Consider the following 25863-nt stretch of genomic DNA (forward strand, 5'->3'; position numbering starts at 1 on the left):
GTCCTTGGGAAAAGCTAAGAGTTGACAGTCAGTCATACTATCCATTACTTTGAAACAGATTAACAACGCTGGGGGCGTCTGCCAGGGGGCAGGCTGAGAGGAACCCTTGGAACCTGATCCGGGTCATGCCGGCGTAGGGAAGCGCAGTAGGGTGGTGTGTCCGCGTTTTCTATTCAGATCAGGTTTCATGCAAGGCAATGAAACATGGAGGAAATCGCAATGGCTACACGTCCCACGGATCTGACCAACACCCTGCAGGAAACCTCAGTCACCCTAGGGCCTATCCCGGGTTCCCGCAAAACTTATCTCCAAGGGGAACGCTATCCGGAATTGCGTATTCCCGTGCGGGAAATCCAGCAGACCGACTCCCGTAATCGCGATGGCAGTGTTGAACATAATCCCGCCATTCCCGTCTATGACTGTAGCGGTCCCTATACGGATCCCGAAACGTCCATCGATATTCATGCCGGACTTCCGGCTACCCGCTGGCAGTGGACGGCGATGGATACCCCTCTGGAGCATCGGCCCGAACCCAGTTCTGCCTATGGTCGCGCCCGCCTGGCCGATGCCAAAACCGCTGATCTGCGCTTCCAGCAGCGCCGGGAAATCCGCCGTGCAGCCGAAGGTGCCAATGTTTCTCAGATGCATTATGCCCGGCGCGGCATCATCACTCCCGAAATGGAGTTCGTCGCCATTCGCGAAAATCAGGGCCTGGAAAAACTGCGGGCTACGCATCCTGAACTGTTTCGGGCGCATCGTGGCGAATCCTTTGGAGCTCAGATACCAGAAAAAGTGACAGCGGAATTTGTCCGCGATGAAATTGCCCGGGGTCGGGCCATCATTCCTGCCAATATTAATCATCCGGAACTGGAACCCATGATTATTGGCCGTAATTTTCTGGTCAAAATTAACGCTAATATTGGTAATTCGGCAGTGACTTCTTCTATCGCCGAGGAAGTGGAAAAAATGGTCTGGTCCATTCGCTGGGGCGCCGATACGGTCATGGATTTGTCTACCGGCAAGCATATTCATGAAACCCGCGAGTGGATCATTCGTAACAGCCCGGTACCCATTGGCACGGTGCCCATTTATCAGGCGCTCGAAAAAGTTGATGGCAAGGCCGAGGATCTTACCTGGGAATTGTACCGGGATACCCTCATTGAACAGGCTGAGCAGGGTGTGGATTATTTCACCATCCATGCCGGTGTGCTGCTGCGGTATGTGCCGCTGACGGCGAACCGCCTCACCGGCATCGTGTCGCGAGGCGGTTCCATCATGGCCAAATGGTGTCTGGCCCATCACCAGGAAAGTTTCCTCTATACCCACTTTGAGGAAATCTGCGCAATCATGAAAGCCTATGACGTCAGTTTTTCCCTGGGTGATGGCTTGCGGCCCGGGTCTTTGGCCGACGCCAATGACGAAGCCCAGTTTGCCGAATTGCATACCCTGGGCGAATTGACCCAGATTGCCTGGAAACACGACGTACAGGTCATGATTGAAGGCCCTGGACATGTGCCCATGCAGATGATTCGCGCCAATATGGACGAAGAGCTACAGCACTGTTACGAAGCGCCTTTTTATACTCTGGGACCGCTGACCACCGATATTGCCCCCGGCTATGATCACATCACCAGTGCCATTGGTGCGGCGCAGATCGGCTGGTACGGCACCGCCATGCTCTGCTACGTCACCCCTAAGGAGCATCTCGGTCTGCCTGATAAAAACGACGTGCGGGAAGGGGCTATCACCTACAAGATTGCCGCCCATGCCGCCGATCTGGCCAAGGGACATCCCGGTGCTCAGGTGCGGGATAATGCTCTGTCCAAGGCCCGTTTCGAGTTCCGCTGGGAAGATCAGTTTCATCTCGGTCTTGATCCGGAAAAAGCCCGGGAATACCACGACGAAACTCTGCCCCAGGAAGGCGCCAAGGCCGCGCATTTCTGTTCCATGTGTGGGCCGCATTTCTGTTCCATGAAAATCACTCAGGATTTGCAGGAATATGCGCGTGGTCAGGGAGCAGAAGATCTGGAAAAAGCCCGTGCCCAGGGTTTGCAGGAAAAAGCCCAAGACTTCCGGAAATTGGGGAAAAATATTTATTTGCGTTGAAGCCTGCGTTGATTCCTGAAAAGGGCGCGACCAACGGTCACTACATAGTTTCCAAGCCCAATAAAAAGGCCCTGAAAATCAGGGCCTTTGTTTATAACCAGATCATGATCTGGTCAAGGATAGTCCTCAGAACCGCTTACGGGTATAAAAATACGCGATAACGGTGATGAAAAAATAGACCACAGGTAAAAAGAAAATATAGTCTTCCAGATGCATCTGCAGGCTCCTTAGTGTCAATGGCCGGTTTTACCCTGGCGCTCCCCATCCTGTTTTTCGTACATGACCGCGCCGGCGACGGCAATTAGCACAATCATGGTGGTTCCTACCAGCCAGGCAAAGTACCAGGGGCCGTAGTCACCGGTAATCACTGCCAGAAACAGGGATAAGGCCAAAATCAGCGCCATCCCGGCAAAAGTGAATAGATTTTTCATGATGCAATACCTCCTTTAATAGGCATGATCATCAGCGGGATCCGGTTTGATGACCTTGCCGCGCATGACCCGAAAACACCAGGTGGTGTAGGAGAGAATGGTCGGTACAAAAATGGCCGTAAATATGGTCATCCAGATCAGGTTGTAACGACTGCCCGAAGCATTCCAGATGGTCAGGCTCTGATTGAGATTGTCTGATGAAGGCATCAGGAAAGGGAACATGGAAGCAGCTACCGTGCCCAGAATACCGATCCAGGCAATGGCACCCAGCCACCAGCCGATGATCGGCTTGTTGGCGCGCAGCATCATCGCCCCCAGGAGCATGCCGGCAATGGCTATTAAAGGTACAAGCCACAAAATCGGTTGGGCCGCATAATTATCCAACCAGGCACCGGACGCCAAGTGCACGACCTGACCACTCACCGCATTGGCAGGCATACCCGGATCGCCACTGATCAGGCGATAACCATGCATACCGGCAATCATGAAGCCACCGATCACAAAAAGCACAATCGCCACCAGTCCGGCAGTACTGGCATAATTGCGCGCGCGGCTGGAGATGGGGTCAGTCCCGCGCAGCATCAGCATGGCACCGCCCTGATAGATGGACATGCTGACTGCCAGCAGACCGCTGAGAATGGCGAAGGGATTGAGCAGATACCAGATGAAAGACTCGGTCTGGTAATACTGGCCGTCCCAGCCAAAATGAAAGCCGACGCCTTCGAGAATATTGCCGATGGCCGCGCCATAGACAAACATGGGCAGAAATCCGGAAACCAGAAACACCCAGTCCCAAGAATCCCGCCATTTGCTGGCTGCCACTTTGGAGCGATATTCAAAAGCCACTGGCCGCAAAATCATGCTGAACAGCAGCAGGATCATGACAATGTAAAACACCGAAAAAGACGTGGCATAGAGGGTAGGCCAGGCGGCAAAAATCGCTCCTCCCCCGAGAATGAACCAGACCTGATTGCCATCCCAGTGCGGGCCGACCACATTCAGGGCCTGGCGGCGTTCGCCGTCATTTTTGCCGACAAAGCGCAGCAGAGTGCCGACGCCCATATCCATGCCCACCATGATGGCAAGCCCCATGAGCAGTACGCCCAGCAGCACCCACCACAATACTTTGAGTCCGATATAAAGATCCATAATGTTGACTCCTTATTGCTTGTTCAGGCTGGGCTTGGCGAAAGCAGGTTGAGCTGCCATACCACCACCGGCCGGAGCCTTGTCATGCCCGTGATGCGAAACTTGCGGACCGAGACGGGCATATTTGAACATCAGGTACATTTCGGCGGCGATGAAAGAGCTGTAGAGCAGTACAAAGCCGATCAGGGAAAAAATCATGTAACTGACGCTATGACTGGATGCGGAAACAAAGGTGGGTAGCATGTGGTATACCGTCCAGGGTTGCCGACCATTTTCGGCGGTAATCCAGCCGAACTCGCAGGCGAACCAGGGCAGGGGAATGCTCCACATGGCCACTTTCAGCAACAGGGGATGTTTTTCGATATCATTCTTGAGGCTGAAATAAGCCGCAAAGGCGAAAATGGCGAGCATGATGAAACCAAAAGCCACCATGATGCGGAAAGCCCAGAATTCCACCCAGACATTGGGCACGGTTTCCTGCGCAGTCTTGTCCACCACGCTGGTCATATTGCTGGCATCCACCTTTTTCAGATCCTGATCGGGAGCGTACTGCATGGCCAGGAAGCCGTAACCCATATCGGCCTGATATTGCTTGAAGGTCGCCAGAGCCTGCAGGTTGCTGTGGTCATGATTGTATTCCTTCAGCGCCACCATGGCCTTGATGCCATTGACCACCTTGGGTTTGGCTTCATCCACCAGTTGGTGAATGCCGGGAATGACCGTATCTTCGGAGTGGGTCAGCAAAGGCGTCAATACATAGGGAATACCTATTTCGAACAGGTTTTTCCCAGCCGCCTTGTCGGGGAAGGCAATCAGATTCCAGGAGGCGGAAGCCGTGTTGTAATCGGTGTTCCAGATGGCTTCCATGGCCGCCACTTTCATCGGTTGAGCCTTGGCATCAATAAAGCCCAGGGCGTCACCCAGGGTGACTACACCAATGGTGGAAATTACGCCGAAAACAGCCGCAATCCGGAAGGAGCGCAGAGCAATGTCCTTGCGCTTGTTGGTGAGCAGGTAAAAGGCACTGATTCCCATGACGAACATGGAGCCGGTCACAAAACCCGCGATGGAAGTATGGACAAACTTGGCCTGGGCATCTTCATTGAATATCAGCTGCACAAAACTGCTGAATTCCAAACGCATGGTGTTGGGATCAAAGGTGCCGCCCCGGGGATCCTGCATGAAGCCATTGGCGATCAAAATCCATAAGGCGGAGAGATTGGAGCCCAGTGCCACCAGATAGGTGACGACCAGATGGGCTTTGGCACTGATCCGGTCCCAGCCGAAAAACATGATGCCCACAAAAGTGGATTCCATGAAAAAGGCCATCAGCCCTTCAATGGCCAGAGGTGTACCAAAAATATCCCCCACGAAATGAGAGTACATGGACCAGTTGGTGCCGAACTCGAACTCCATGGTTAAACCCGTGGCCACACCCAGGGCAAAATTAATGGCGAAAAGCTTGCCCCAGAACTGGGTCATTTCCTTATAAATGGGCTTTCCGGTGATCACATACACTGATTCCATGGTGGCCAGGATAAAGGTCAGGCCCAGGGTCAGGGGAACAAATAGAAAGTGATACAGAGCGGTCAGCGCAAATTGCAGGCGCGAAAGCTCGACCACCGTGGGATTGATTAACATATCCATGAACATCCTCCTACAAAGAAACCGGAGCTTTAAAATCCGGACTATAACGGTGCACCTCTTCATCCGATGCCCCGGGTTTTTTTACTATGTGACGGGTTTTATGTGCGTCTTTGCTGAACAGCCGGGAATATTTACCCAACATTTCCCGATGCCCGTGTTGATTATGGAACCATTGGTCTTTGCGGCGGATTTCTTCAATACTGGTCAGGCGCCTCCCTTTATTCTCCAGGCCAGGATAAACCAAGGTTTCCCCTGGAAATGTCAGCAAATGCTGAGTGATACTTTGGTATAAAATGCGCGCAGCATCCGTGTTGGAACAGGGTAGAGTGCTGTTGACCAACAGGGTTTTGCCGGTGAATAAGCGGTCTTCCCAGAAATAGGTCACTGCGCAAGGGCTTTGCCCCGGGGTATGCAATACCTGTAGTCTTTCTTCACCAAAATACAGAACATCCTGATGCCGCAGGCGCAGATCAAGAGCCTCATCCCGGGCGCTTTCATGGGCAACCATGCGGGCGCCGCTGCCTGTTCTCAACTGCGCGCCGGCAGCAAACTGCTCCTTAGTGTAATGGGTCTGGAGAATGTAGGTCAGGATGAGCCCCCGTTCGTGGATGAAGCGAGTCAGGCTGTCCAGAAGCTCCGGAACTGGATCAATGAGGACTGCTTCCCGGGTAACAGGATCGCCCAGCAGATAACTGAGTGTGCCTTTGCGCGCATGGCAAAGTTGTCTGAAAATCATGGGACCATCCTTGTCAGTAACTCTGGTACCCAGCTATAGCAAAGCCTGTGCCATTTTCAGATGTGTATATGCCAATATTTTTATAATTTACAAATTTATATTATTCAGATGGTTATTTGTTTAACCAAGCGTTTAAAGGTGATATCAGCGGATATGGATAGGCAGTGATGGCTCGGAAAACTGTCAAAATTGACATGGACGATCTGGCAGAGACTGCTACAATTGGCAGGGCACATACGGGATTGTTGAGAGTACATGACAGATTTGCTTAAGCAATTACGACCGGAAATGACTTCATTGCTGGATTGCTTCAGTATCCCGGCAGTTCTGTTATGCAGTGATTACTCGGTCCTGGCCGCCAATCAGGCCTATCGACGGACTTTTGGGGATGGCAAACCCCTGCAAGGTCGACGTTGTGCTGAAATCATGGCCGAGGCCGGTTTTTCCTGTCACCAAAGTGGTAACCATTGTCCCCTCGATACTTGTCAACAGACGGGTGTAGATCAGCATGTCGTACATACGCACTCAACCGGGAACACCCATATTGATTTATATCCCATCCGCAATGAGCGCGCAGAAGTCGTCTATTTTCTGGAGCTGCTCAATGTACTTCCGGATGGTGAGGCGCAAGCCGCCCCTGCCATGGTCGGACAATCGGCGGCATGGCGGGAAATGGTGCGCCTGATCAGGCGGGTTGCACCCGGCGAGGCTTCCGTTCTTCTCTTGGGGGAATCGGGTACCGGCAAGGAGCTCGCGGCAGCGGCTGTTCATCAGGCCAGCACCCGGCATCACGGTCCTTTCGTCACTGTGGACTGCTCCGGTTTACCGGAAACACTCTTTGAAAGTGAGCTGTTTGGTCATGAAAAAGGGGCCTTTACCGGGGCTCACTCCCGGAAAATCGGCCTGGTGGAAGCTGCCAACGGAGGCAGTCTGTTTCTGGATGAGGTCGGTGATATCCCCTTGAGTCTGCAGGTGAAGCTGCTGCGCCTGTTGGAAACCGGGACGTTTCGCCGGGTCGGGGGGATAGAACCCCTGCGGTCCCAATTCCGGCTGATTTCCGCCACTCACCGCAACCTCGAAAAAATGGTCACTGAAGAACGCTTTCGGCAGGATTTATATTATCGCATCAACACGTTTCCCATCACATTGCCGGCCTTGCGTGAACGCCTGGATGACATTCCCCTGTTGGCTGAAGCGATGCTCCAGCGTATTCCGGTGGCTAAGGGCTTGCAGTTGCATCCGGAAACCCTGCAGTTACTGGAACGGTATGCTTTTCCGGGCAACATTCGTGAATTGCGCAATATTCTCGAAAGAGCCGCTTTACTGGCCGATGAGCAGTGGATTCTTCCTCAGCATTTACCACCGGTTTTACAGCCCTCGTCTTCAGTCGTCCCAGAGGATATGCAGAAACCACCCGGAGTAGATGCTTTGGTACCTCTGGCTGAGCTGGAGGCACAGTATTTACGCTGGGCGCGGAGCTCTTTTCCGGGTGACCGGCGGAGTCTGGCCGCCCGTTTGGGAGTCAGTGAACGGACCTTGTATCGTAAACTGGATGCCTTGAAGGAGGAACATTCCCATGAATGAGCATATCTGGCCGGAAGGTTTGTGGGTTCGTCCTGCCCGTCAGGAAAACGCACCCTGTATCGTGTTGCTGCATGGTCTGGGCGCCTCCAAGGAAGATTTGATGCCGCTTTCAGAACATATGGATCCAGAAAAACAATTTCGTTGGGTCATCCCCGATGCGCCAGAGCAGGCTGTCACCCTCAACGCCGGGCGCAAAATGCGTGCCTGGTATGATATTTACGGCCTGGGTCAGGATTCGGAAGAAGATGCTGCAGGCATGCAAAGGATGGGGCAGCGCCTGGCCTTACTGCTGGATCATGAAAAAGCCGACGGTCAGCCCCTGATCCTCGGCGGATTCTCACAGGGTGGGGCGATGTCTCTCTACCTGGCCTTACATCAGGTTTATCCCCTGGCCGCCGTCCTGGCTCTCAGCGCCTATTTGCCTCTACGCCAGAAGCTACCCAGAGCACAAAAGCCTATTCCGATTTTTTGGGGGCATGGTCGTTCCGATCCGGTTCTGCCTCTGCAATATATGGAAATTGCCCAACAACTCCTCGAATCAGAGGGGTATGTGCTCAGTACTCATACTTATCCCATGGATCATCATATTTGTGCGGATGAACTAGCGGATGCACGGCAATTTTTGGACAATATTTTACTGGATAATAAGGTAACATCATGAATACCCTCTGGATTGAGCAGTTTGTGCATATTCTCGCGGTGATCGTCTGGATTGGCGGTTTGTTTTTCGTGACGATGGTACTGGCACCGACTCTGAAAAAGGAAATCAGCCAGAACAGCACGCGCATTGCTCTGATGCATGTGCTGCTGCGGCGTTTCTTTTTCTGGGTGCTGATTGCCTCGGTCTTGTTACTCGTGACCGGTTACAGCATGGTATTTGTTTTTTATGGAGGTTTCGCCGCTCTGTCTGTTCCGGTATGGCTGATGGTTGTTCTCGGCACCATCATGGTCATGATTGTTTTGCATACTTTTTTTGCGCCGCTCAAGCGTTTGCGGAGGGCAGTGCGTGATCAGGACTGGCAGGCAGGCGCCAAGGCGCTGGGACAGGTGAGAATGTTGGCGAACACCAATCTCAGCCTGTCTTTTGTGGTCATTCTGGTAGGAATATGGGGCGTGTTCGGCACGCCCTGGTAAGTTGCGCTCCTAATCCTCTTCTGGCTCACCGGCACCAAAAATCTGTGCTTCCAGTCCCCAGCGGGCTGCCAGCGTTTCGGTAGCGTTGACCAGTTCCTCGGCGCGCGAGGGATGGTTGACGCGGGTTTCGGCAATGCGGCGCAGCGCCTCTTGGCGATTGCCGCTATTGGCGAGAAGATGAATCAGTTCACCGGCATCCCGGCCGACAATTTCGCCTCCCAGCAATTCACCGCTGTCCATGTCCGCCAGCAACCGCACAAAACCGGCGGTGTCATCCTGCCCGAGGGCGCGTGGAGAAGTCTCAAAGGCAGCGAAGCCCACGGCGGGTTCAAAGCCTTCATCCTCGGCGGTATCTTCATCCAGGCCAATGCGCGCGAGTTCTACGGCGGAATATACCAGTTCCGGTACCCAGGCCGGATTGCGTGCGGTTTTTTCCTCGCTGAGCAGGTTGTGGACAATGATTTGTGCATCACTCATGGCCTGGTTGGCATTCATGATCGGACCCACCACATCACCCAGAGCGAAAATGCCAGGCTCTGCGGTTTCCAGATAAGCATCGGTTTCCACAAAGCCCTGTTCATCCAGTTGAACGGCTGTGTTTTCCAGGTCCAGTCCCTGGGTGAAGGCCTGCCGCCCAGTGGCGAGCAGCACCCAGTCGCCTTGAACCTGCCGTCCGTCTTCCGCAAATACGGACACGCCCTGAGCGTCCTGATCAATGCGGCTCACCCGGAAATGCTCTTGGGCCTGAATGTCGAGGGTATGGAGAGCGGCCTTCAGAGTATCTTTGGCCTGGGGTGAATACTGGGTATGGGACAGAGAAGGGGAGTTCACCAGCCACTGCACCTCTTTACCCAGCTGCCGGAAAATATAGGCAAACTCGGTACCGATCACGCCACCACCGATGAGAATGACGCGTTTGCCGGCAGGAGCTGCGTCGTCGTAGAGCATATCGCTAGTGAGTACTTTCCCGGGGACGGTCTGGATGCCACGGGGCAGTACCGGCGTGGAGCCCGTGGCGATGATGCTGTAGCTAGTCTGTATTTGCTGGGTTTCACCATCCTGACCACGCACAACAATGGTCCGAGGATCCTGGAAACTGCCGAGGCCATCCAACAGTTGCACGCCCAGGCGCTTGAGGTAATCGACATAACTACTCCGTACCGTATTGACGACTTGGTGCTGGTGTTCCCAGGCCAGGGTCATGTCCCCCGTCAAATCCGGACCAACCACCCCGCGCTGCGCATAATGCCGACTTTGTTCTATCCATTTGGCTGTTTCATGCCAGTCCTTTTTGGGAACACAACCACGATTGAGACAGGTTCCGCCCCAAGTAGCACTTTCGACAATAGCCACTTTCTGGCCACGTAAAGCTGCCAGTACTGCGGCCCGATAGCCCCCGGGACCACTGCCAATAATGGTGAGATCTACTTGATGATTTGTCATAAACCCATCCTTTTCATGCGCTTGAAGATATTTTTAAAAGCTGATTATGAGGCTCTTGGCGTCCATAAATAATGCTGTTGTTATTCGGCGACGACATAATATTTGTTATGACCCTGCCTGATCGATGACTGTTCCTCCATCAGTTTAACAGGATTTGACGATAAATTAATATTTTCAGGCTGTTGTAATCTCCTGCCCAAATCATGGGGCTGCATGGAGTACGTTTCGTGGCATTATTTCCGACCAATTCTGCGGCGGCACGTCGGGCTGAAGCGACAGATTGATGATGATAAATTTAAAAAAATCATTTTTAACAAGCATCTAAAATATTGGCATGGATCCTGCTTTATGGCTGATATGCATAAATATCCTCACCCTCGATCCTCTCTGAAGTTTGTTTCAGTCATCATACTCGGTCTGACAGGCTGGGTGTATGGTGCTGCGGCTCTCGCAGACGATTTTAATTTGCATACGGTAGAGTCCAAGGCGCATAGCTTGGTGGAAAGACCCTATGATTCCCGGTCCTTGCCAATACCTGCCTTTCTCAAGAATCTCAGTCCTGAACAATATAGTCAGATTCAGGATACTTCACCGCTCTGGCAAAATGACACTACCCCTTTCCAGGCGCAGTTCTACCTGCCGGGTTCCTGGTTTCATCAGCCGGAGGTGATCCGGGAAGTGGTCAATGGTCAGGTGCGTCCCATTCCCTTCAAACTCAGCGACTTCAGCTTCGGCGATCTCAAGGTACCCGCAGATCTGCCCGACAACCTGGGCTATGCCGGTTTTCGTTTGCTGGCTCCCCTCAACACGCCGCCCAGTTATAACGAATTTATTTCCTTTCTGGGGGCGACGTATTTCCGTGCGGTCGGGAAACACGCCATATATGGTACTTCCGCCCGTGGCCTGGGGATTGATACCGCCCAACCTTCCGGTGAAATTTTCCCGTATTTCAAGGAAATCTGGCTGAAAAAACCCCAACCCGGCGCTCAGGACATGGTTGTCTACGCACTCATGGACAGTCCGGTTGCGACCGGGGCTTATCGTTTCACCATTCAGCCCGGCGACAGTACCACGGTGCAGGTGCAGGCGACCATCTATCTACGCAAACCGGTGCAGGTTCTGGAGCTCGCGCCCCTCACCAGCATGTACTGGCATGGCCATGGTCGCGGTATTACCGCCGGTGACTGGCATCCCGCCCAGCATGATTCCAGCGATCTGGTCATGGCGGATGGTAATGGTGAATGGTTGACTCGACCCATTGATAATCCGCTGCAAATTCAAACCACGACTTACAGCATGGATCATCCTGTGGGTTTCGGATTGATCCAGCAGGATCGCCAGTTTTCTGCCTATCAAGGCATCGAAACTCAGTATCAGCGGCGTCCCAGCGTCTGGGTGCAGCCGGTGGGTGATTGGGGGAAGGGTCAGGTTCGTCTGGTGGAACTGCCGACCAACAACCGCGACATGGACAATATTGATGTTTTCTGGGTGCCTGCCCGGGAACCCGCCCCGAAGACCCCCCTGCATTTTGCCTACAACCTGCGTTTCTTCCTGGATAACCATGGCTTGATTCCCCTGGCCCATCCGGTGGGTACCTATTTGGGCGATGATACCAAAACGGCCGGGGCGCGTACGGTAGTGATTGATTTTGCAGGCGGTGCGCTGACGAAACTGCCCGGCAGTATGCCGATTGTGGCGCATCTCAGTGCGGAAAATGGGGGTAAGGTGCTTAGTCAAAAACTGGAATGGGATGCCAAAGCCCATTTCTGGAGAGTGATTGCAGTCATTCAACCTCAGGCCGGTACACCCAGTAATGTACGTTGTTATTTAACCCTCGATAAGCAGGTGATGACCAATACCTGGACTTATCTTCTTCATGCGGCAAAGGAGTAGGTGTCATGTTCAAAGATGAATCAAGCTACAGCGTCAACCCTGCAGGCGAAGGCTTGCCGGCTTGGTCGGCAGAGGCTATGGTCGTCGCCCATAGCGCACCGGTTCTTGCCCGTATGGAGCGTTACATGGCGCGCTTGGCACTCGCTGACGCCCAGCGCGTGTGGATCCGCGCCCAGGTAATCCGCCAGTTGCAAGAAGTGACTGTAGACCAGGAGGCGCTTTTCGCCCGGGCTTTTGCCAGCCTCCATCAGGCACTGGCGACTCTGGGTAATGGCGACGAGCTGGATGCCCGGCTCGACCTTTCTCTGAACAAGCCGGTCAATGCGGCCCAGGATGTGCGCTCCTGCCGATGGTTGCAGCAGCAGGTGGCTCCGGCCATTCGGCGAAGCACGATGGCCTCTCTTCCCATGGATCGTTCTTGGTTAGGCGCAGTGTCCCGCCTGTGGCAAACCTTGTTCAAGCGCAGCAAGGTTCTGGTCAGTCGCCGTATTCTCACTGGAGAAGTCTGAATTGCTGCGGACCTCGGCCCGGCCTTGGGAAACCGTCAGCCGATACCGACGCTATTGGCTCAGTGCTTTTATTATTTTGCCGGCCTGCAGTGCCGGTTTGATGCTCGATCAGGTGCTGGCTGATCGTTTACCCCTCTGGCTGGAAATTCCAACCCTTCTGATTTTTTCCATGCTTTTTGCCTGGATTTCTGCGGGTTTCTGGACGGCCCTGGTCGGCTTTATTCTGCTTATGACCGGAAGAACAGATACCGCTCCGGGCAGTCCGGAGTTGCGTCTGGCGGAGCCCAATCCGCACCATAAAGTGGCCATCCTCATGCCGATTTACAATGAGGAGGTAGAGCGTGTCGCAGCCGGCCTGCAGGCGACTTTCAAGTCCTTACAGCGCGCCGGGGCGCTGGCCCATTTTGAGTTTTTTTTGCTGAGTGACACCCGCAATCCAGAGGTCTGGCTCCGGGAAGAACTGGTCTGGTCGGCTTTATGCGAATCCCTGGATGCCTTCGGTAAAATTCATTACCGGCGGCGTCCCGTCAACAACAAGGCCAAAAGTGGCAATGTTGCTGATTTTTGTCGGCGTTGGGGCCGCGATTATGAATATATGGTGGTGCTCGACGCTGATAGCGTCATGAATGGCGAAACCCTCTACCGGATGCTGGAAATGATGGAAGGCAATCCCCAAGTGGGGATTATCCAGACGCAGCCGGTTGCGGTGAACCGGGAAACCCTGTACGCCCGTCTGCAGCAATTTGCACAGCATCTTTATGGGCCCATTTTCAGCGCCGGGTTACGCTTCTGGCAGTTGGGTGACGGCCATTATATCGGGCACAATGCCATTTTGCGTACGGCACCTTTCACCGAATATTGTGCGCTACCGGTGCTGCCCGGACGCCCGCCTCTGGGGGGTCCACTGTTGAGTCATGATTTTGTCGAGGCGGCCCTGATGGCCAGAAATGGCTGGGAAGTCTGGTTTGTACCCAGTCTGTCCGGCAGTTATGAAGAGGTGCCCCCTACCTTGATTGATGACTTGAAGCGGGATCGGCGTTGGGCCCAGGGAAATATGCAGCATCTACGTCTGCTGGCGGGAGAGGGGCTGCGCTCTGCCCATCGCTTTTTGTTCATCAATGGCGCCATGTCTTTTCTGGCGGCACCGCTCTGGGGATTGTTTCTTATTATTGGTGCCCTGGGCTCCCTGCATTGGGCTGGGGGTAGCAATGACGATACGGTCACTCCTTTTCATTGGGGAAGTGCCATCGATCCACTCCCTTTCTGGTTGTTTGGCGTGACGGCAGTTTTGCTGCTTTCACCCAAATGGATGGCTATTCTCTGGGTGGCCCGCCAGCCGGGTCGTCGTCAACAGTTTGGGGGCCTGTTTCACCTGGTGCTCAGTATGTTGATGGAAAGTGTGTTTTCCGTACTGATGGCGCCCATCCGGATGGCCTTTCACAGCCAGTTTGTCATTCAGACTCTGTTGGGAAAAGGGGTGCGTTGGGGCGCTCAGGTACGCGGTGATCAGGAAACCAGTTGGCGTGTGGCCTTACGTTTTTTCGGTTGGTGTTCTGCCCTGGGAATAGTGCTTGTACTCGCCCTGTATCCTTTTCTGGGCCTCTGGCATTTTGTCTGGCTGGTGCCGATTTTGGGAGGGCTGATTGCCGCCGTGCCCCTGGGGGCCTGGACCAGTCGCCCTGCTTTGGGCCGTTGGGCACGTCAGCAGCGCTTGTTCGTGATACCGGAAGAAGTACGGGTACCCGAAGAGTTGCAGGCCCTGGATAGTGACAGTGTGGCTTATCTGCCCCATATCGAGGGGGATGCCTTTGTGCAGGTCGTGGTAGATCCGCGCTTCAATGCTATTCATAGCGCCCTGCAGCGCAATCGCACCGGCTTATGGCCGCGCGCGGCCAGCCTTTGTCACAAGGCGCTGGAAGAAGGCCCGCAGCAACTCAGTCACCGTGAGCGGAATATTCTTTTGAGTGATCGCAATTCCATGCTGTCCCTGCATCGTGCCGTGTGGTCCATGAATGACCGGAAACGCTTGACGGCCTGGGGCCTGGAGAGTGACGATCAGGATGAACTTATCCACGAAGCGGGGCAGTAAGACCATGGCCAAAAACGGGGAAACGCTGGATCTCATGGCGTTGGCAGGTATTCGTAACGACTTGGAAGACATGCGCGCGCGGGCTCAGGCGGGAGATCCTGTCGCACAGTTCAACATGGGTGTGAAATATGCGGAAGGTGTTGATGTTCCACAGAATTATCAGGAAGCAGCGCGCTGGTACAGCGCTGCTGCAGATCAAAATGATGCGCCTGCACAATTCAATCTGGGGCTCATGTTTTATCAAGGATTGGGACTGCAACAGGATTTGCCCAGCGCTTACGAGCTGTTCAGCCTGGCGGCAGCCCAGGGAGACACTCGCGCCCAGGCAGGCATGACCGCCATTCTCAGTGAGGTTTCAGCAGAGCAGGCAGAACTGCTCATCGCCCAGTTCGGGCGTGGCGACCAGGGTGCAAGCACGCATTAAGTGATCTTTAAACTTTAGTACCTATGGATTAGTCCAGGCAGATCACAAGTATCAAAGGCATTATTTCTGGCGCCGATTGCGGATTTCCGAGAGACGCTCGGTATGCTGGCCTTTCCCGCCCAGATAGCCCGGCACAATACTTTCAATAGCGGTTGCCTGGATACCGAATACTTCCTGCAAGTCCTTTTTACTGCAGATATTATCTACAGACAGGGAGCGCAAATTATCGCGGGTCAGCACCTTGCCGGGCAGTTTTTCCATCAGCCCCGCTTGCAGATTGCCGAGCAAGGGGCAGAGGGGAATCACCTTGCGATGCGTGCCGATCAGGCGTTGGGTATATGCAATCAGTTCTCCCAGTGTGTAGACCTTGGGGCCACACAGATCATAAGCTTTACCGTAGGTTTTTTCATTGTCCATGGATTGCACAAAAGCGCTGACTACATCTTCAATCCATACCGGCTGCATTTTGGCCTGGGTACCGGCCATGGGCAGGAAAAAAGGGATGTTGCGCAGTAATTGCGCGAAGCGGTTGAAAAAGCTGTCGCCTTCACCAAATATGATGGAGGGACGGAACGACGTTACTTTGAGCCCGCGTCCCCACAGCAGTTTCGGACCATTCAGATAATTGAAGTAGCCATTTTTGGCACTATTTTCGCCGGACTGACGCACAATTTCTTCGCCAATACCTTTGGAGCGCAGGTAGGCGCTGGGTGCAACGGGGTTCGCTCCCAGCGCACTCATGTGCAGAAGGCGGGGGATGCCGAGATGTCCGCATAAATTGGCGACGCGCCGTGGTAATTCGATGTGGTTTTTTTCAAAATCACCATGGCGTTCGGGTGGATAGTCGGTGCGTCCCGGATGATTCTCATTGAGGATGCCGACCAGGTTGATCACGACATCGCGTCCTTGCAGTTGCTGCTCCAACGCAATGGCGTCATGTACATTACATTCGACCACTTCGACCTGCGGCAGAACCAGCAGATTCTCGCGGTTACGCTCACGATTGCGGGTGAGAATCCGGATATGATGCCCATCTTGGCTGAGCCGCTCCGCCAGGTGTCTTCCAACAAAACCGGTACCACCCAGAATACAGATTTTATGTGCTGCCATGCGATCACGCTCCTTTTCCAATCACCTGACAGATCATAGCACAGGTTACTGACGGCGGAGTGTGCAGAAAGTTTGAATCAGGGCATGAAGGTAGGCTATAAGGAAAGTCTGTTGAGGAGATTGCGATGGCAGAATGTTCCATGAATAAAGGCCTGCGTCGGGGTGGGCAAATCGCCGCTCTGGGTGCTTTGATTGTCGCGCTGGCCATTATTGCCGGCGCAGTGGGTGACCATCTGGTGGCGGGGCAGGTAAGTAAAAGTGCTCTGCATGTCTACGATATTGCCGTACATTTTCAGGTGTATAACGGGTTGGGCCTGGTGTTGGTGGGAATCTTGATACGCTTGTGGGGTGCCCGGCGCTTGCTCTGCCTTTCGGCTCTACTCATGGCCCTGGGTGTTTTACTGTTCTGTGGTGGCCTTTATTTGCTGGTCATCACAGGGCAGCAGTTCTGGGCTATATTCGCGCCCTTTGGGGGCACAGCCTGGATTGTAGCCTGGTTGTTGCTCGCACTGGGGCTCTGGCGCGCTTCTGCGCAACTCAAGGAATTAAATAATGTTGATAGCCAAAAATGATGCCTATCATAAACAACTGGATTTTGCTGATGCCGAAACCGGCGATGTGTTCTGGATTGTTGAGCACGTTCCCTACAGTGGTACCATCAAGGGGATACAAAAATACACAGTTATCGAAATCCACTCCAAACAGGTGCTTTGCCATTCTGAAGCAGGAAAAAATCTGAAAATAAAACGCAGCTCATTGCAGGAAAACTGTTATCTGGAAAACGACCCCTACTTTGCCGAGATCAAAAAAATTTTTGCTATCAGTAGTCAGGTGGAATGGGTTCGCAAGCTGATCAAGGATCATGAAAGCCGTGATTTTGATCAGGAAGTGGTAGATGCCATTCTCGCCTGGCACAGTCGGGTAGAAAAGCGGCAGGAATAAATACCGCTGTATTCTCGAAAACGGGAAAAACTTCTGTCCATTACTTTGGCACTTCGGGACCATGATGTTCTTCCAGGGTTTTGCCGTGGCCCTGCACCTGAAAAATCCAGGTAAATCCCAGACCAAGCAGGCTAACCAGGATCATCAGCGCCAAAACGGCAGATATTCCCCAGTGTGCCTGGATCAGGGGCAGCAGAAAGACGCTGATGGTCGCCCCGATTTTGGCGACGGCTGCAGCAAATCCTGCCCCAAAGGCGCGGACCTGAGTAGGATACATTTCCGTGGGTAAAATAAAGGTAGTGGCATTGGGACCCATGGTCATGAACAGGTTGAAGAGCATGAATCCAGCTAACGTAAGAGAGTAATGCATGTTTACAGTCCCCTGTTTATGGAGGGCAGCATCCAGCAACAATCCCATTCCTAGAATCATTCCAATAAAACCAATGAGTTGCATATGAATCCGGCCCAGTTTGGGGATCACCCAGAGGGACAGCAGCGATCCGAGCAGAAGAAAGAAATCCACTTTGCCGCTGTCCAGGGCATTGCCGAGATCCCGACTCAATGTAGAGCTGACAGCAAGTGGGTTGTCCTGCAAGCTGCCGAGCAGGATAGTCGTGAACAGTCCAATACCATAAGTGGCCACATCCATGAAAAACCAGGGGAGAGTGACCAGTAGGGTCCGGCGGCGATATTCCGGTGAAAACAATGTAGCCAGACCCAAGTGGTGGCCAGGGGAGGTTTTGGCCACATGATGTTTTTTTCTGCCAAGGTTTTTGGCTAGTTGCTGTAATTGCATTTTTTTATCCGGAGCAATGCGCATCAGTATGCTCGCTGCCTCCGCGTTGCGGCCATGACCCATGCACCAGCGCACACTTTCGGGTAAACTCAGACGCCCGATAAGATAAGGAAAAACCACAAGAATTTCAGCAGCCAGCAACCAGCGCCAGGTTTCATCACCAGAATGGGCATGCTGCAACCATAAAATAGCCAGGGCAGCTCCGGACAACATACCGATGGACTGGATAGCGATAGATGCCGCCATCATACGTCCCCGTTTTCCCTGGGGCATGAATTCGGCCAGATAGCTGCTGGCAACCGGGAAATCCATCCCGACACCAATTCCCACCAATAATTCAGCCTGGGTCAGGATGGTCGCGTTGGGCGCAAAGGCCGCCAATGTTGCAGCCGCCATCAACACTATCATATCGCTGATCATGATGGGTTTACGTCCCCAGCGATCAGCCAGATGACCACCGAGAAGGGCACCAATCACGGTGCCACCCATGAGCATGGCAGCCATCATGCCGACACTGCTGGCCGGCATTGCAAAGCGGGGGATGACCAGGGGCAGGGTAACGCCCAATAAAAACATGGAGACCCCGCTTAACAGTGTACCTCCGGTGGATAATGCCCATATCCGATAATGCAGTGGCAGCATCGGACTGGTGTCGAGAATTCCGGTCATGGCGGCATGATCCGGGTGTACTGTCTGGCCAGCGAGCACCAGTGACTTTCCGTTCAATATGGATGATTCTTGAGGAGCAGACTTTTCCCCGTCATTTGCGGGGGGTGGGGAAGGCCCATGAGATCGAGAATGGTGGGGGCAATATCAGCCGTTCCACGGCCGATACCCAGCCTGGCATTGTCGTGACCTATGAGCAGCATGGGTACCGGATAGACCGTATGCTGGGTATGGGGTTCGCCGCTGAGGGGGTCGATCATTTCATCACAATTGCCATGATCCGCTGTGAGGATAATTTTGAAGTCCTGTTGCTGCGCGACCTGGACAATCCGATGGAATTGTAAATCCAGAGTTTCCACGGCACGGAGGATGGCCGGAATTTTGGCCGTGTGGCCGACCATGTCGCCATTGGCAAAGTTGACGATGATAAAGTGGTATTTCTGGCATTCCAGAGCGGCGATAATCCGGTCCGCCACTTTGGCGGCGCTCATTTCCGGCTGGAGATCATAAGTGGCGACCTGGGGTGAGGGAATGATCTCCCGATCTTCTCCGGGAAATGGCTCCTCTCGCCCGCCGTTGAAAAAATAGGTCACATGGGCATATTTTTCGGTTTCTGCACAATGAAATTGCTGCAGTCCGGCTTCACTGATGACTTCTGCGAGCACCTTCTCCGGAATTTCCGGCGGAAAAAGAACCGGGAAGGGGTATTCATCATTATAAGAAGTCATACACAGAGCATTACGGGCTTTTTCGGAGCCCCGGTCAAAATGGGAAAATTCAGGCATGGCGATAGCTGCGCTCAGTTGCCGCATGCGATCTGAGCGAAAGTTGAAAAAAAATACCGGTTCATGCTCGCCAATACGGTTTTCATGAGGATTACCGATGATGGTCGGCTGAATGAATTCATCACCCTCACCACGCTGCCAGGCCGCATGGATGGCAGCTTCGACACTGTCGGCCTGTTGGCCCTCACCCCTGACTACCGCCGCCCAGGCTTGTTGGGTGCGCTCCCAGTGATTGGCGCGATCCATGGCCGTATAGCGGCCACAGATAGTCGCAATTTGGCCCTTGCCCAATTCATGTAAACGCTTTTCCAGAATCCCTGCGAACTGGTCGGCACATTGTGGAGCAGTATCCCGACCATCAGTGATCATGTGGATGATGGGTTCCACACCAGCATCGACGACCAAGGGGAGAATGTCCAGCAAATGGGCAATATGAGAATGTACGCCTCCATCCGAGACCATTCCAAGCAGATGAAGGCGCTTCGCAGCTTTGAGACTGTTTTGCCAGGCTGGAATTTGAGAGAAGCTGCCATCGCTCAAACTGTCGGATATGCGGACCATATCCTGAAGCAGGATACGTCCGGAACCGAGTGTCAAATGACCGACTTCGGAGTTGCCGAACTGGCCGTCAGGCAAACCCACGGCCCGCCCGGAGGCCTGCAGGGCGGTGTGGGGGAAGCTGGCAAAATAATGATCGAGGTGCGGGGTATGGGCCTGGGCCCAGCCGTTATAAGCGCGATTGGGATTCAGGCCGAACCCGTCAAAAATCACCAGTAATACCGGTTGAATATTCAATGTGTTCCTCGCTTTTCCAGTTCCAGTACGTGCAGGGTGGTTTTGATGACGGTATCGGGATTGAGACTCATGGATTGGATGCCGATGTCCACCAGAAATTCTGCCATTTCCGGATAGTCCGAGGGCGCCTGACCACAGAGTCCGGAATGGATGCCGTTGCGGGCGCAACCCTCTACTGCCAGACGAATCAGTGTCTTGACCCCCTCATCCCGTTCGTCATAGTCAAAAGCCACTATTTCCGAGTCCCGATCGACGCCGAGGGTGAGTTGGGTCAGATCATTGCTGCCAATGGAAAAACCATCAAAGCGCTGGGCGAAAGCGTCAATCAACAGCACATTATTGGGGATTTCACACATGGCATAAATTTTCAGACCATTTTCACCCCGTTGCAAACCAAATTCTGCCATCTGCGCCAGCACGGCGTCTGCCTCCTGAACACGCCTGACGAAGGGCAGCATGATAATGACATTATCTAGACCCATGGTTTCGCGCACCCTTTTCATGGCCAGACATTCCAGATGAAAGCCTTCCTTGTAGGCGGGATGGGCGTAGCGGGATGCGCCCCTGAAGCCGAGCATGGGGTTAGCTTCTTCGGGCTCGAAATAACGGCCGCCGAGCAGGGAGGCATATTCGTTGCTTTTGAAATCGGACATGCGCACCACCACTGGTTTGGGATAAAAAGCGGCGGCCAGGGTACCCACACCTTCAGAAAGCCTTTCCACAAAAAAATCCTGTGGTTGTGCATAGCCCTGGGTCAACTGGATCAAGGCAAGACGCTCCTGAGCGTCTTGCACTTTTTCGGGATACAGCAGCGCCATGGGGTGGGCTTTGATGGTGTTGCTGATGATGAACTCCATCCGCGCCAGACCAATGCCATCATTGGGCAAGCTGGCAGTCTGGAAAGCAATTTCCGGATTGCCAAGATTGATCATGATTTTGGTTTTGGGTCGGGGCAGAACAGCAAGATCCGTATGCTGCACAGTAAAAGGCAGGCGTCCGGCATAAATCATCCCTAGATCGCCTTCAGCACAGGAAACCGTGACGGCATCCCCATCATGCAATATTTCTGTGGCTGTTTCTGCACCGACAACGGCAGGAATGCCCAACTCCCGCGCGATAATGGCGGCATGGCAAGTGCGTCCCCCGCGATTGGTGATAACGGCTGCCGCATGTTTCATCACGGGCTCCCAGTCTGGAGTAGTGGTGTCCGCCACCAGAACCTCACCGGGACGAAAGTCACCGAGCTGCTGAATATCCCGGATGATCCGGACGAGTCCCGAGGCAATTTTGCTGCCCACGGCGCGGCCACTTCCTACGCTTTCTCCACGTTGGTCGAGCACATAGGTTTCCAGAATCTGCCCTTTCTTTTGGGAGGCGACGGTCTCCGGCCGCGCCTGCACCATATAGATAAATCCATCCAGACCATCTTTGGCCCACTCCATATCCATGGGCCGATTTTCCCCTATTTTTTGACTGTAGTGGTTTTCAATTTTGATGGCGTAATCGGCGAGGACGAATATATCTTCATCTTTCAGACAAAAGCGTTCCTGTTCCTCGCGATGGGTGGGCACATTACGCGTTCCGTGGCGGGTATCTCCTTCGGTATATACCATCTTGATTTTCTTGCTGCCTAACACCCGGCGCAGCACCGCTTTTTTGCCCTGCTTGAAGGCAGGCTTGAATACATAATATTCATCAGGATTGACAGTACCCTGCACTACGTTTTCCCCGAGTCCCCAGGATGCGGTGATAAATACGGCATCCCGGAATCCGGTTTCGGTATCCAGGGAAAACATGACCCCACTGGTAGCCAGGTCCGAGCGCACCATTTTCATGATGACAATGGACAAGGCTACCTTGAAATGATCAAAACCCTGGTCAATGCGGTAATGAATAGCCCGATCTGTAAAGAGGCTGGCAAAGCAGCGTCGGCAGGCATCCAGCAGTGCAGCCTCTCCGGAAATGTTCAGGTAGGTGTCCTGTTGTCCGGCAAAGCTGGCCGTGGGCAGGTCTTCAGCCGTGGCTGATGAACGGACGGCCAGAGACAGATTGTCTCCGTACTCCTGGCGCAATTGGGCGTAGGCTGCAAGGATTTCATCCTGCAGGTCCTGGGGAAGTGGAGCGCTATAGACAATTTCCCGGGCTTTGGCGCCGCGCCGGGCGAGATCGCGCACGTCATCGGGATCGAGGTCATCCAGCGCCCTATGCAGGGCGGGCCAGGCCCCCGCCTGATCCAGCAGGTGATGATAGGCTTCACCGGTAATGGCAAAGCCGTTGGGAACTCGGACTCCCTGGGGAGTAAGCTCCCGATACATTTCCCCCAGCGACGCATTTTTGCCTCCTACCAGGGGGACATCTTCAATGCGTATTTCTTTGAAAAAACGAATATATTTTCCAGGCATGGGATTTTCTCTCTATTAATCCGAGGGCGGACTCTGAATTAAAGATAGTCAAGGAAAGCCTTCTGGACAAGCCCGTTGCTGATATTCTGGTGGTGTCCTTATCGAGGATTCCGGATGCTGATTCAAGGATGCGTAGGAAATCTTCATGTCGCCGTGAAGGACCTCTCGAATACGCGCTTGAAGTCAGGTAGTTTAAGCCTTCAAATGCACTCATGTAATCAGGTAAGGATGGATGAACGACTCCGATTCTGCAGTAAAACAGCAAAATCTTTGGCCACAGGAAGCCCGCTGGCTGCATGCGGGCATCGCCACCGGGGTGACTCTGCAATTACTGACTTCTCTGTGGATGACGCCTGACTGGCAACATGCGGATTATGCCGGCTTCACCCAGGTGCTATTCAGTTTTCATGCCTGGATAGGTCTGACAACGGCGCTATTTCTGCTCTGGCAGTGGCTTTGGATAGCCACATCTGCCCCGATGCGCCGGCAATTTTTCCCTTGGCGAGGACCCTGGCAGCCCGTTTGGGATGATCTGCGGGCGTTGTATCATGGTCGCCTCCGCCGACCGGGGCCTGCTCCCGGATTGGCAGCTCTGATACATGGACTGGGTTTGCTTTTGATTAGCTGGATGGCGTTGACGGGGACCGTTATTTTCTTTTTCCTGCCCCAGGGCGGCACGTCACCGGGAGCAGTGTTGTTGAATGTGATTCCATTACACAAAGCCTTGGTCTATCTGGTATGGACCTACTGGATAGGTCATGTGGGAATGTTTTGTGTGCACTGGCTGCGGCGGGATCGGATTCTTGATATTTTTCGTCTGGGTAATTGAATAAGCGAGGAAAACATGAATCAATACATAAAATTATCACTCTGGATCTTGTTACCTTTTTCACTGCTGGCTTCAGCAGATACGGGGACACAATTGATTCAACTGGAAGTACAGCAAGCATATCACGTAAAAAATTCGGTCATGCTGGCGCAAATGCAAGCCAGCGCCAGCGGAGCTAACGCGGCGGATCTGGCGCAACAAGTCAACGCCAAAATGCATTGGGCTTTGCAGCAGCTGAATGCTGAACAAGGATTGCAGGGCCAAACCCAGAATTACAATTCCCAGCGCGATTATGTAAATGGTAAACCCTCGGGCTGGACGGTAAAACAGATATTGCAGATCCGTGGTGCCCAGTCGTCGCAGCTCGATCATGTTCTCGGTAAATTGCAGTCTCGCCTGGAGCTGATTTCCCTGCGCGCTGAACCCAGTGAAAGCGCGCGTCAGGCGGCCGAAGCGCAAGCCGCCAAGCAGGCCATAACGCGATTCAGAGAACGTGCCAGCAATTATTGTAGGGATTTTGGATACAGCCAGAATATCCTGGATGTGGTCCGTATTTCGACCCCGCGAGTTTCACCAAGTCCGGTGCCAATGATGATGGCCGTGCGGGCACCAGTGGCAAGTGCTCCGGGTGAATCTGCCCTCGCGGTCGAAGTGTCCGGTTCAGTAAAGTGTTTGGGAAGTCATTAAATCAGGCCGGCGCGGCCAACACCGGATGAACCACTGTTCCCTCAGCGCCCGGCAATGGCGTTGACCAATGTACCCGGCCTGCTTCCAGTCGGCAGCGGCCGCTGAGGATGGCCGCCAGCGCCTGGGGATAAATCTGGTGTTCGGCTTCGAGTACGCGGGCGGCAAGGCTGGCGGGGTCATCAGTAGCGAGGACGGGGACGGCAGCCTGAACAATGATGGGCCCGGCGTCCAGTTCAGGAGTGACAAAGTGAACTGTAGCCCCATGCCAGCATACGCCTTTTTCCAGAGCGCGGGCATGGGTGTGAAGACCAGGAAAAGCCGGGAGCAGGGAAGGGTGGATATTGACCATACGGCCGAGATAATGGCTGACAAAAGCTGCCGTCAATTGGCGCATGAAGCCTGCCAATACCACCAAGTCGGGGTGATGGGCGTCGATGCTCCGGCGCAGGGCCGCATCAAAATCTTCGCGGCTGGCATAGTCGCGGTGGGCGATGACTTGCGTAGGAATACCCGCCTGGATAGCCACAGCCAGTCCGGGGGCTTCGGCGCGATTGCTGATGACGCAGACGATTTCCGTAGAGGATATTTGCCCACTCTGACAGGCGTTGAGGATACTCTGCAAATTGCTGCCGCGCCCGGAAATGAGCAGCACCAGTCTGTTAGTCAAGATAAACAACTCCGGTATCTTTCTGTCTGGGAGCCAGTTGACCGATGATAAAACCCTGCTCGCCGCTGGCCGCCAGGGACTCCAAAGCGCTCTGTCGGGATTCCCAGGGGACGATGGCGACCATACCGATGCCGAGGTTGAATACCCGACGCATTTCTTCCGTCGTGACTTGCCCTTGTTCCTGTAACCATCCGAACAGAGCGGGAATGAGCCAGCTTTTCGGATCGATGTGGGCGCTGAGATGAGCGGGCAGGGAGCGGGGCAGGTTTTCGGTGAGACCACCGCCGGTGATATGGGCGAGGGCGTGGACCGGGACGACTTGACGCAGATTCTGTATGGCGCGGACATAAATGCGGGTGGGCCGAAGAAGCAGATCCACCAGACCTTCGCCCTGCAGCTGGATATGGGCATGGGCACCGCTGCGAACCAGAATTTCGCGGATCAGGGAATAGCCGTTGCTATGGGCGCCAGAGGAGGCCATACCGATGAGGGCGTCGCCTTCCTGACAGACGGCACTGCTGAGGATTTCGCTTTTTTCAACAATACCGACCGCAAAACCGGCCAGATCATAATGACCATCGGGATACATGCCGGGCATTTCGGCGGTTTCGCCGCCGAGCAGGGCGCAGCCCGCCTGTCGGCAGCCTTCAGCAATACCCGCGATGACCGTTTCGGCGATCTGGGTGTCCAGTTGCCCGCAGGCGTAGTAATCCAGAAACCACAGAGGTTCGGCACCGGATACGAGAATATCATTGACGCACATGGCGACCAGGTCAATGCCGATGCCATCATGCTGCTGGGCTTCAAGGGCAAGCAGGAGTTTGGTGCCGACGCCATCGGTGCCGGATACCAGCACCGGCTCGCGGTAGCCGCCGGGTAATTCAAACAGGCCGCCAAAGCCGCCGAGGCCACCGAGCACGCCGGGACGCTGGGTGCTGCGGGCCAGGGGTTTGATCCGGTCCACCAGCGCATTTCCTGCATCGATGTTGACTCCTGCACTGCGATAACTGAGCGGTTTGGGGCTGTCCACAGCTTCTTC

General features: G+C 54.0%; 23 protein-coding genes and 1 riboswitch. Of the genes, 12 read left to right on the plus strand and 11 right to left on the minus strand.

Annotation, left to right across the window (positions count from 1 at the left end):
* Positions 1–60 precede the first annotated feature (60 nt).
* A riboswitch (TPP riboswitch) is annotated at positions 61–157 on the plus strand.
* A gap of 62 nt (positions 158–219) precedes the next feature.
* Positions 220–2106 carry a phosphomethylpyrimidine synthase ThiC gene (gene thiC / locus B1757_RS05970; RefSeq protein WP_101537450.1) on the plus strand — a complete coding sequence of 629 codons (1887 nt, stop codon included), beginning with the start codon at positions 220–222 and terminating at the stop codon, positions 2104–2106.
* Between the two features lie 233 nt (positions 2107–2339).
* Here thiC and B1757_RS05975 read toward each other — a convergent pair whose 3' ends face one another.
* The 4 genes from B1757_RS05975 to B1757_RS05990 are packed head-to-tail and all read right to left on the minus strand — an operon-like array spanning position 2340 to position 6069.
* On the minus strand, positions 2340–2537 hold the full coding sequence (locus tag B1757_RS05975; RefSeq protein WP_101537451.1) for a cytochrome bd oxidase small subunit, CydX/CbdX family: 198 nt from the start codon (positions 2535–2537) through the stop codon (positions 2340–2342).
* Positions 2538–2552: 15 nt separating this feature from the next.
* Positions 2553–3686 carry a cytochrome d ubiquinol oxidase subunit II gene (cydB, locus tag B1757_RS05980; RefSeq protein ID WP_101537452.1) on the minus strand — a complete coding sequence of 378 codons (1134 nt, stop codon included), beginning with the start codon at positions 3684–3686 and terminating at the stop codon, positions 2553–2555.
* A 12-nt stretch (positions 3687–3698) separates the two neighbouring features.
* Positions 3699–5333, minus strand: coding sequence for a cytochrome ubiquinol oxidase subunit I (locus B1757_RS05985; RefSeq protein ID WP_101537453.1), 1635 nt, complete (start codon positions 5331–5333; stop codon positions 3699–3701).
* Between the two features lie 10 nt (positions 5334–5343).
* On the minus strand, positions 5344–6069 hold the full coding sequence (locus B1757_RS05990; RefSeq protein ID WP_101537454.1) for an MBL fold metallo-hydrolase: 726 nt from the start codon (positions 6067–6069) through the stop codon (positions 5344–5346).
* A gap of 255 nt (positions 6070–6324) precedes the next feature.
* Here B1757_RS05990 and B1757_RS05995 point away from each other — a divergent pair, with 255 nt between their 5' ends.
* Genes B1757_RS05995 through B1757_RS06005 form a run of 3 tightly spaced genes read left to right on the plus strand, consistent with a single transcriptional unit; the run spans position 6325 to position 8787 of the window.
* Positions 6325–7653 (plus strand): sigma-54 interaction domain-containing protein, encoded by a 1329-nt coding sequence (locus tag B1757_RS05995; RefSeq protein WP_101537455.1) that lies wholly within the window; start codon positions 6325–6327, stop codon positions 7651–7653.
* Positions 7646–8314: an alpha/beta hydrolase gene (locus B1757_RS06000; RefSeq protein ID WP_253253742.1), complete on the plus strand. Its 669-nt coding sequence runs from the start codon at positions 7646–7648 to the stop codon at positions 8312–8314. The genes B1757_RS05995 and B1757_RS06000 overlap by 8 nt, the downstream gene beginning before the upstream one ends.
* Positions 8311–8787, plus strand: a complete 477-nt coding sequence (locus B1757_RS06005) for a DUF4149 domain-containing protein (RefSeq protein ID WP_101537457.1) — start codon at positions 8311–8313, stop codon at positions 8785–8787. Before B1757_RS06000 ends, B1757_RS06005 begins: the two co-directional genes overlap by 4 nt.
* 9 nt (positions 8788–8796) lie before the next feature.
* Here B1757_RS06005 and B1757_RS06010 read toward each other — a convergent pair whose 3' ends face one another.
* Positions 8797–10230: a dihydrolipoyl dehydrogenase family protein gene (locus B1757_RS06010; RefSeq protein ID WP_101537458.1), complete on the minus strand. Its 1434-nt coding sequence runs from the start codon at positions 10228–10230 to the stop codon at positions 8797–8799.
* Between the two features lie 348 nt (positions 10231–10578).
* Between B1757_RS06010 and B1757_RS06015 the strand changes: the two genes are divergently transcribed.
* The 4 genes from B1757_RS06015 to B1757_RS06030 are packed head-to-tail and all read left to right on the plus strand — an operon-like array spanning position 10579 to position 15145.
* Positions 10579–12123, plus strand: a complete 1545-nt coding sequence (locus B1757_RS06015) for an OpgD/OpgG family glucan biosynthesis protein (RefSeq protein ID WP_101537459.1) — start codon at positions 10579–10581, stop codon at positions 12121–12123.
* Positions 12124–12128: 5 nt separating this feature from the next.
* On the plus strand, positions 12129–12632 hold the full coding sequence (locus tag B1757_RS06020; protein WP_101537460.1) for a DUF885 domain-containing protein: 504 nt from the start codon (positions 12129–12131) through the stop codon (positions 12630–12632).
* 1 nt (position 12633) lies between these two features.
* Positions 12634–14721, plus strand: a complete 2088-nt coding sequence (gene mdoH / locus B1757_RS06025; RefSeq protein WP_101537461.1) for a glucans biosynthesis glucosyltransferase MdoH — start codon at positions 12634–12636, stop codon at positions 14719–14721.
* The gene (locus B1757_RS06030; protein ID WP_253253743.1) at positions 14693–15145 is read left to right on the plus strand and encodes a tetratricopeptide repeat protein; all 453 of its coding nucleotides are present in this window, start codon (positions 14693–14695) and stop codon (positions 15143–15145) included. The genes mdoH and B1757_RS06030 overlap by 29 nt, the downstream gene beginning before the upstream one ends.
* Before the next feature lie 60 nt (positions 15146–15205).
* Here the strand turns inward: B1757_RS06030 and B1757_RS06035 are convergent, their stop codons facing one another.
* Positions 15206–16255 (minus strand): complex I NDUFA9 subunit family protein, encoded by a 1050-nt coding sequence (locus B1757_RS06035; protein WP_101537463.1) that lies wholly within the window; start codon positions 16253–16255, stop codon positions 15206–15208.
* Between the two features lie 125 nt (positions 16256–16380).
* Between B1757_RS06035 and B1757_RS06040 the strand changes: the two genes are divergently transcribed.
* Together B1757_RS06040 and B1757_RS06045 are read left to right on the plus strand one after the other, a co-directional pair.
* Complete coding sequence (locus tag B1757_RS06040) at positions 16381–16827, plus strand: DUF423 domain-containing protein (protein WP_101537464.1); 447 nt, start codon at positions 16381–16383, stop codon at positions 16825–16827.
* The gene (locus tag B1757_RS06045) at positions 16808–17197 is read left to right on the plus strand and encodes a hypothetical protein (protein WP_101537465.1); all 390 of its coding nucleotides are present in this window, start codon (positions 16808–16810) and stop codon (positions 17195–17197) included. The genes B1757_RS06040 and B1757_RS06045 overlap by 20 nt, the downstream gene beginning before the upstream one ends.
* A gap of 40 nt (positions 17198–17237) precedes the next feature.
* Here B1757_RS06045 and B1757_RS06050 read toward each other — a convergent pair whose 3' ends face one another.
* The 3 genes from B1757_RS06050 to ppsA are packed head-to-tail and all read right to left on the minus strand — an operon-like array spanning position 17238 to position 22641.
* Positions 17238–18719, minus strand: coding sequence for an MFS transporter (locus B1757_RS06050; RefSeq protein ID WP_253253744.1), 1482 nt, complete (start codon positions 18717–18719; stop codon positions 17238–17240).
* Positions 18716–20239 carry a 2,3-bisphosphoglycerate-independent phosphoglycerate mutase gene (gpmI, locus tag B1757_RS06055; protein ID WP_101537466.1) on the minus strand — a complete coding sequence of 508 codons (1524 nt, stop codon included), beginning with the start codon at positions 20237–20239 and terminating at the stop codon, positions 18716–18718. Before gpmI ends, B1757_RS06050 begins: the two co-directional genes overlap by 4 nt.
* Positions 20236–22641, minus strand: coding sequence for a phosphoenolpyruvate synthase (ppsA, locus tag B1757_RS06060; RefSeq protein WP_101537467.1), 2406 nt, complete (start codon positions 22639–22641; stop codon positions 20236–20238). Before ppsA ends, gpmI begins: the two co-directional genes overlap by 4 nt.
* A gap of 232 nt (positions 22642–22873) precedes the next feature.
* Between ppsA and B1757_RS06065 the strand changes: the two genes are divergently transcribed.
* Both B1757_RS06065 and B1757_RS06070 read left to right on the plus strand, forming a co-directional pair.
* Positions 22874–23470 carry a cytochrome b/b6 domain-containing protein gene (locus B1757_RS06065; protein ID WP_101537468.1) on the plus strand — a complete coding sequence of 199 codons (597 nt, stop codon included), beginning with the start codon at positions 22874–22876 and terminating at the stop codon, positions 23468–23470.
* Positions 23471–23485: 15 nt separating this feature from the next.
* Positions 23486–24157 carry an SIMPL domain-containing protein gene (locus B1757_RS06070; protein WP_101537469.1) on the plus strand — a complete coding sequence of 224 codons (672 nt, stop codon included), beginning with the start codon at positions 23486–23488 and terminating at the stop codon, positions 24155–24157.
* A gap of 1 nt (position 24158) precedes the next feature.
* Here the strand turns inward: B1757_RS06070 and purN are convergent, their stop codons facing one another.
* Entirely contained in the window at positions 24159–24824 is a 666-nt protein-coding gene (purN, locus tag B1757_RS06075; RefSeq protein ID WP_101537470.1) for a phosphoribosylglycinamide formyltransferase, read from the minus strand.
* Positions 24817–25854, minus strand: coding sequence for a phosphoribosylformylglycinamidine cyclo-ligase (purM, locus tag B1757_RS06080; RefSeq protein WP_101537471.1), 1038 nt, complete (start codon positions 25852–25854; stop codon positions 24817–24819). The genes purN and purM overlap by 8 nt, the downstream gene beginning before the upstream one ends.
* Positions 25855–25863 lie beyond the last annotated feature (9 nt).

The organism is Acidithiobacillus marinus, assembly GCF_002847505.1.
Classification (GTDB): domain Bacteria; phylum Pseudomonadota; class Gammaproteobacteria; order Acidithiobacillales; family Acidithiobacillaceae; genus Acidithiobacillus; species Acidithiobacillus marinus.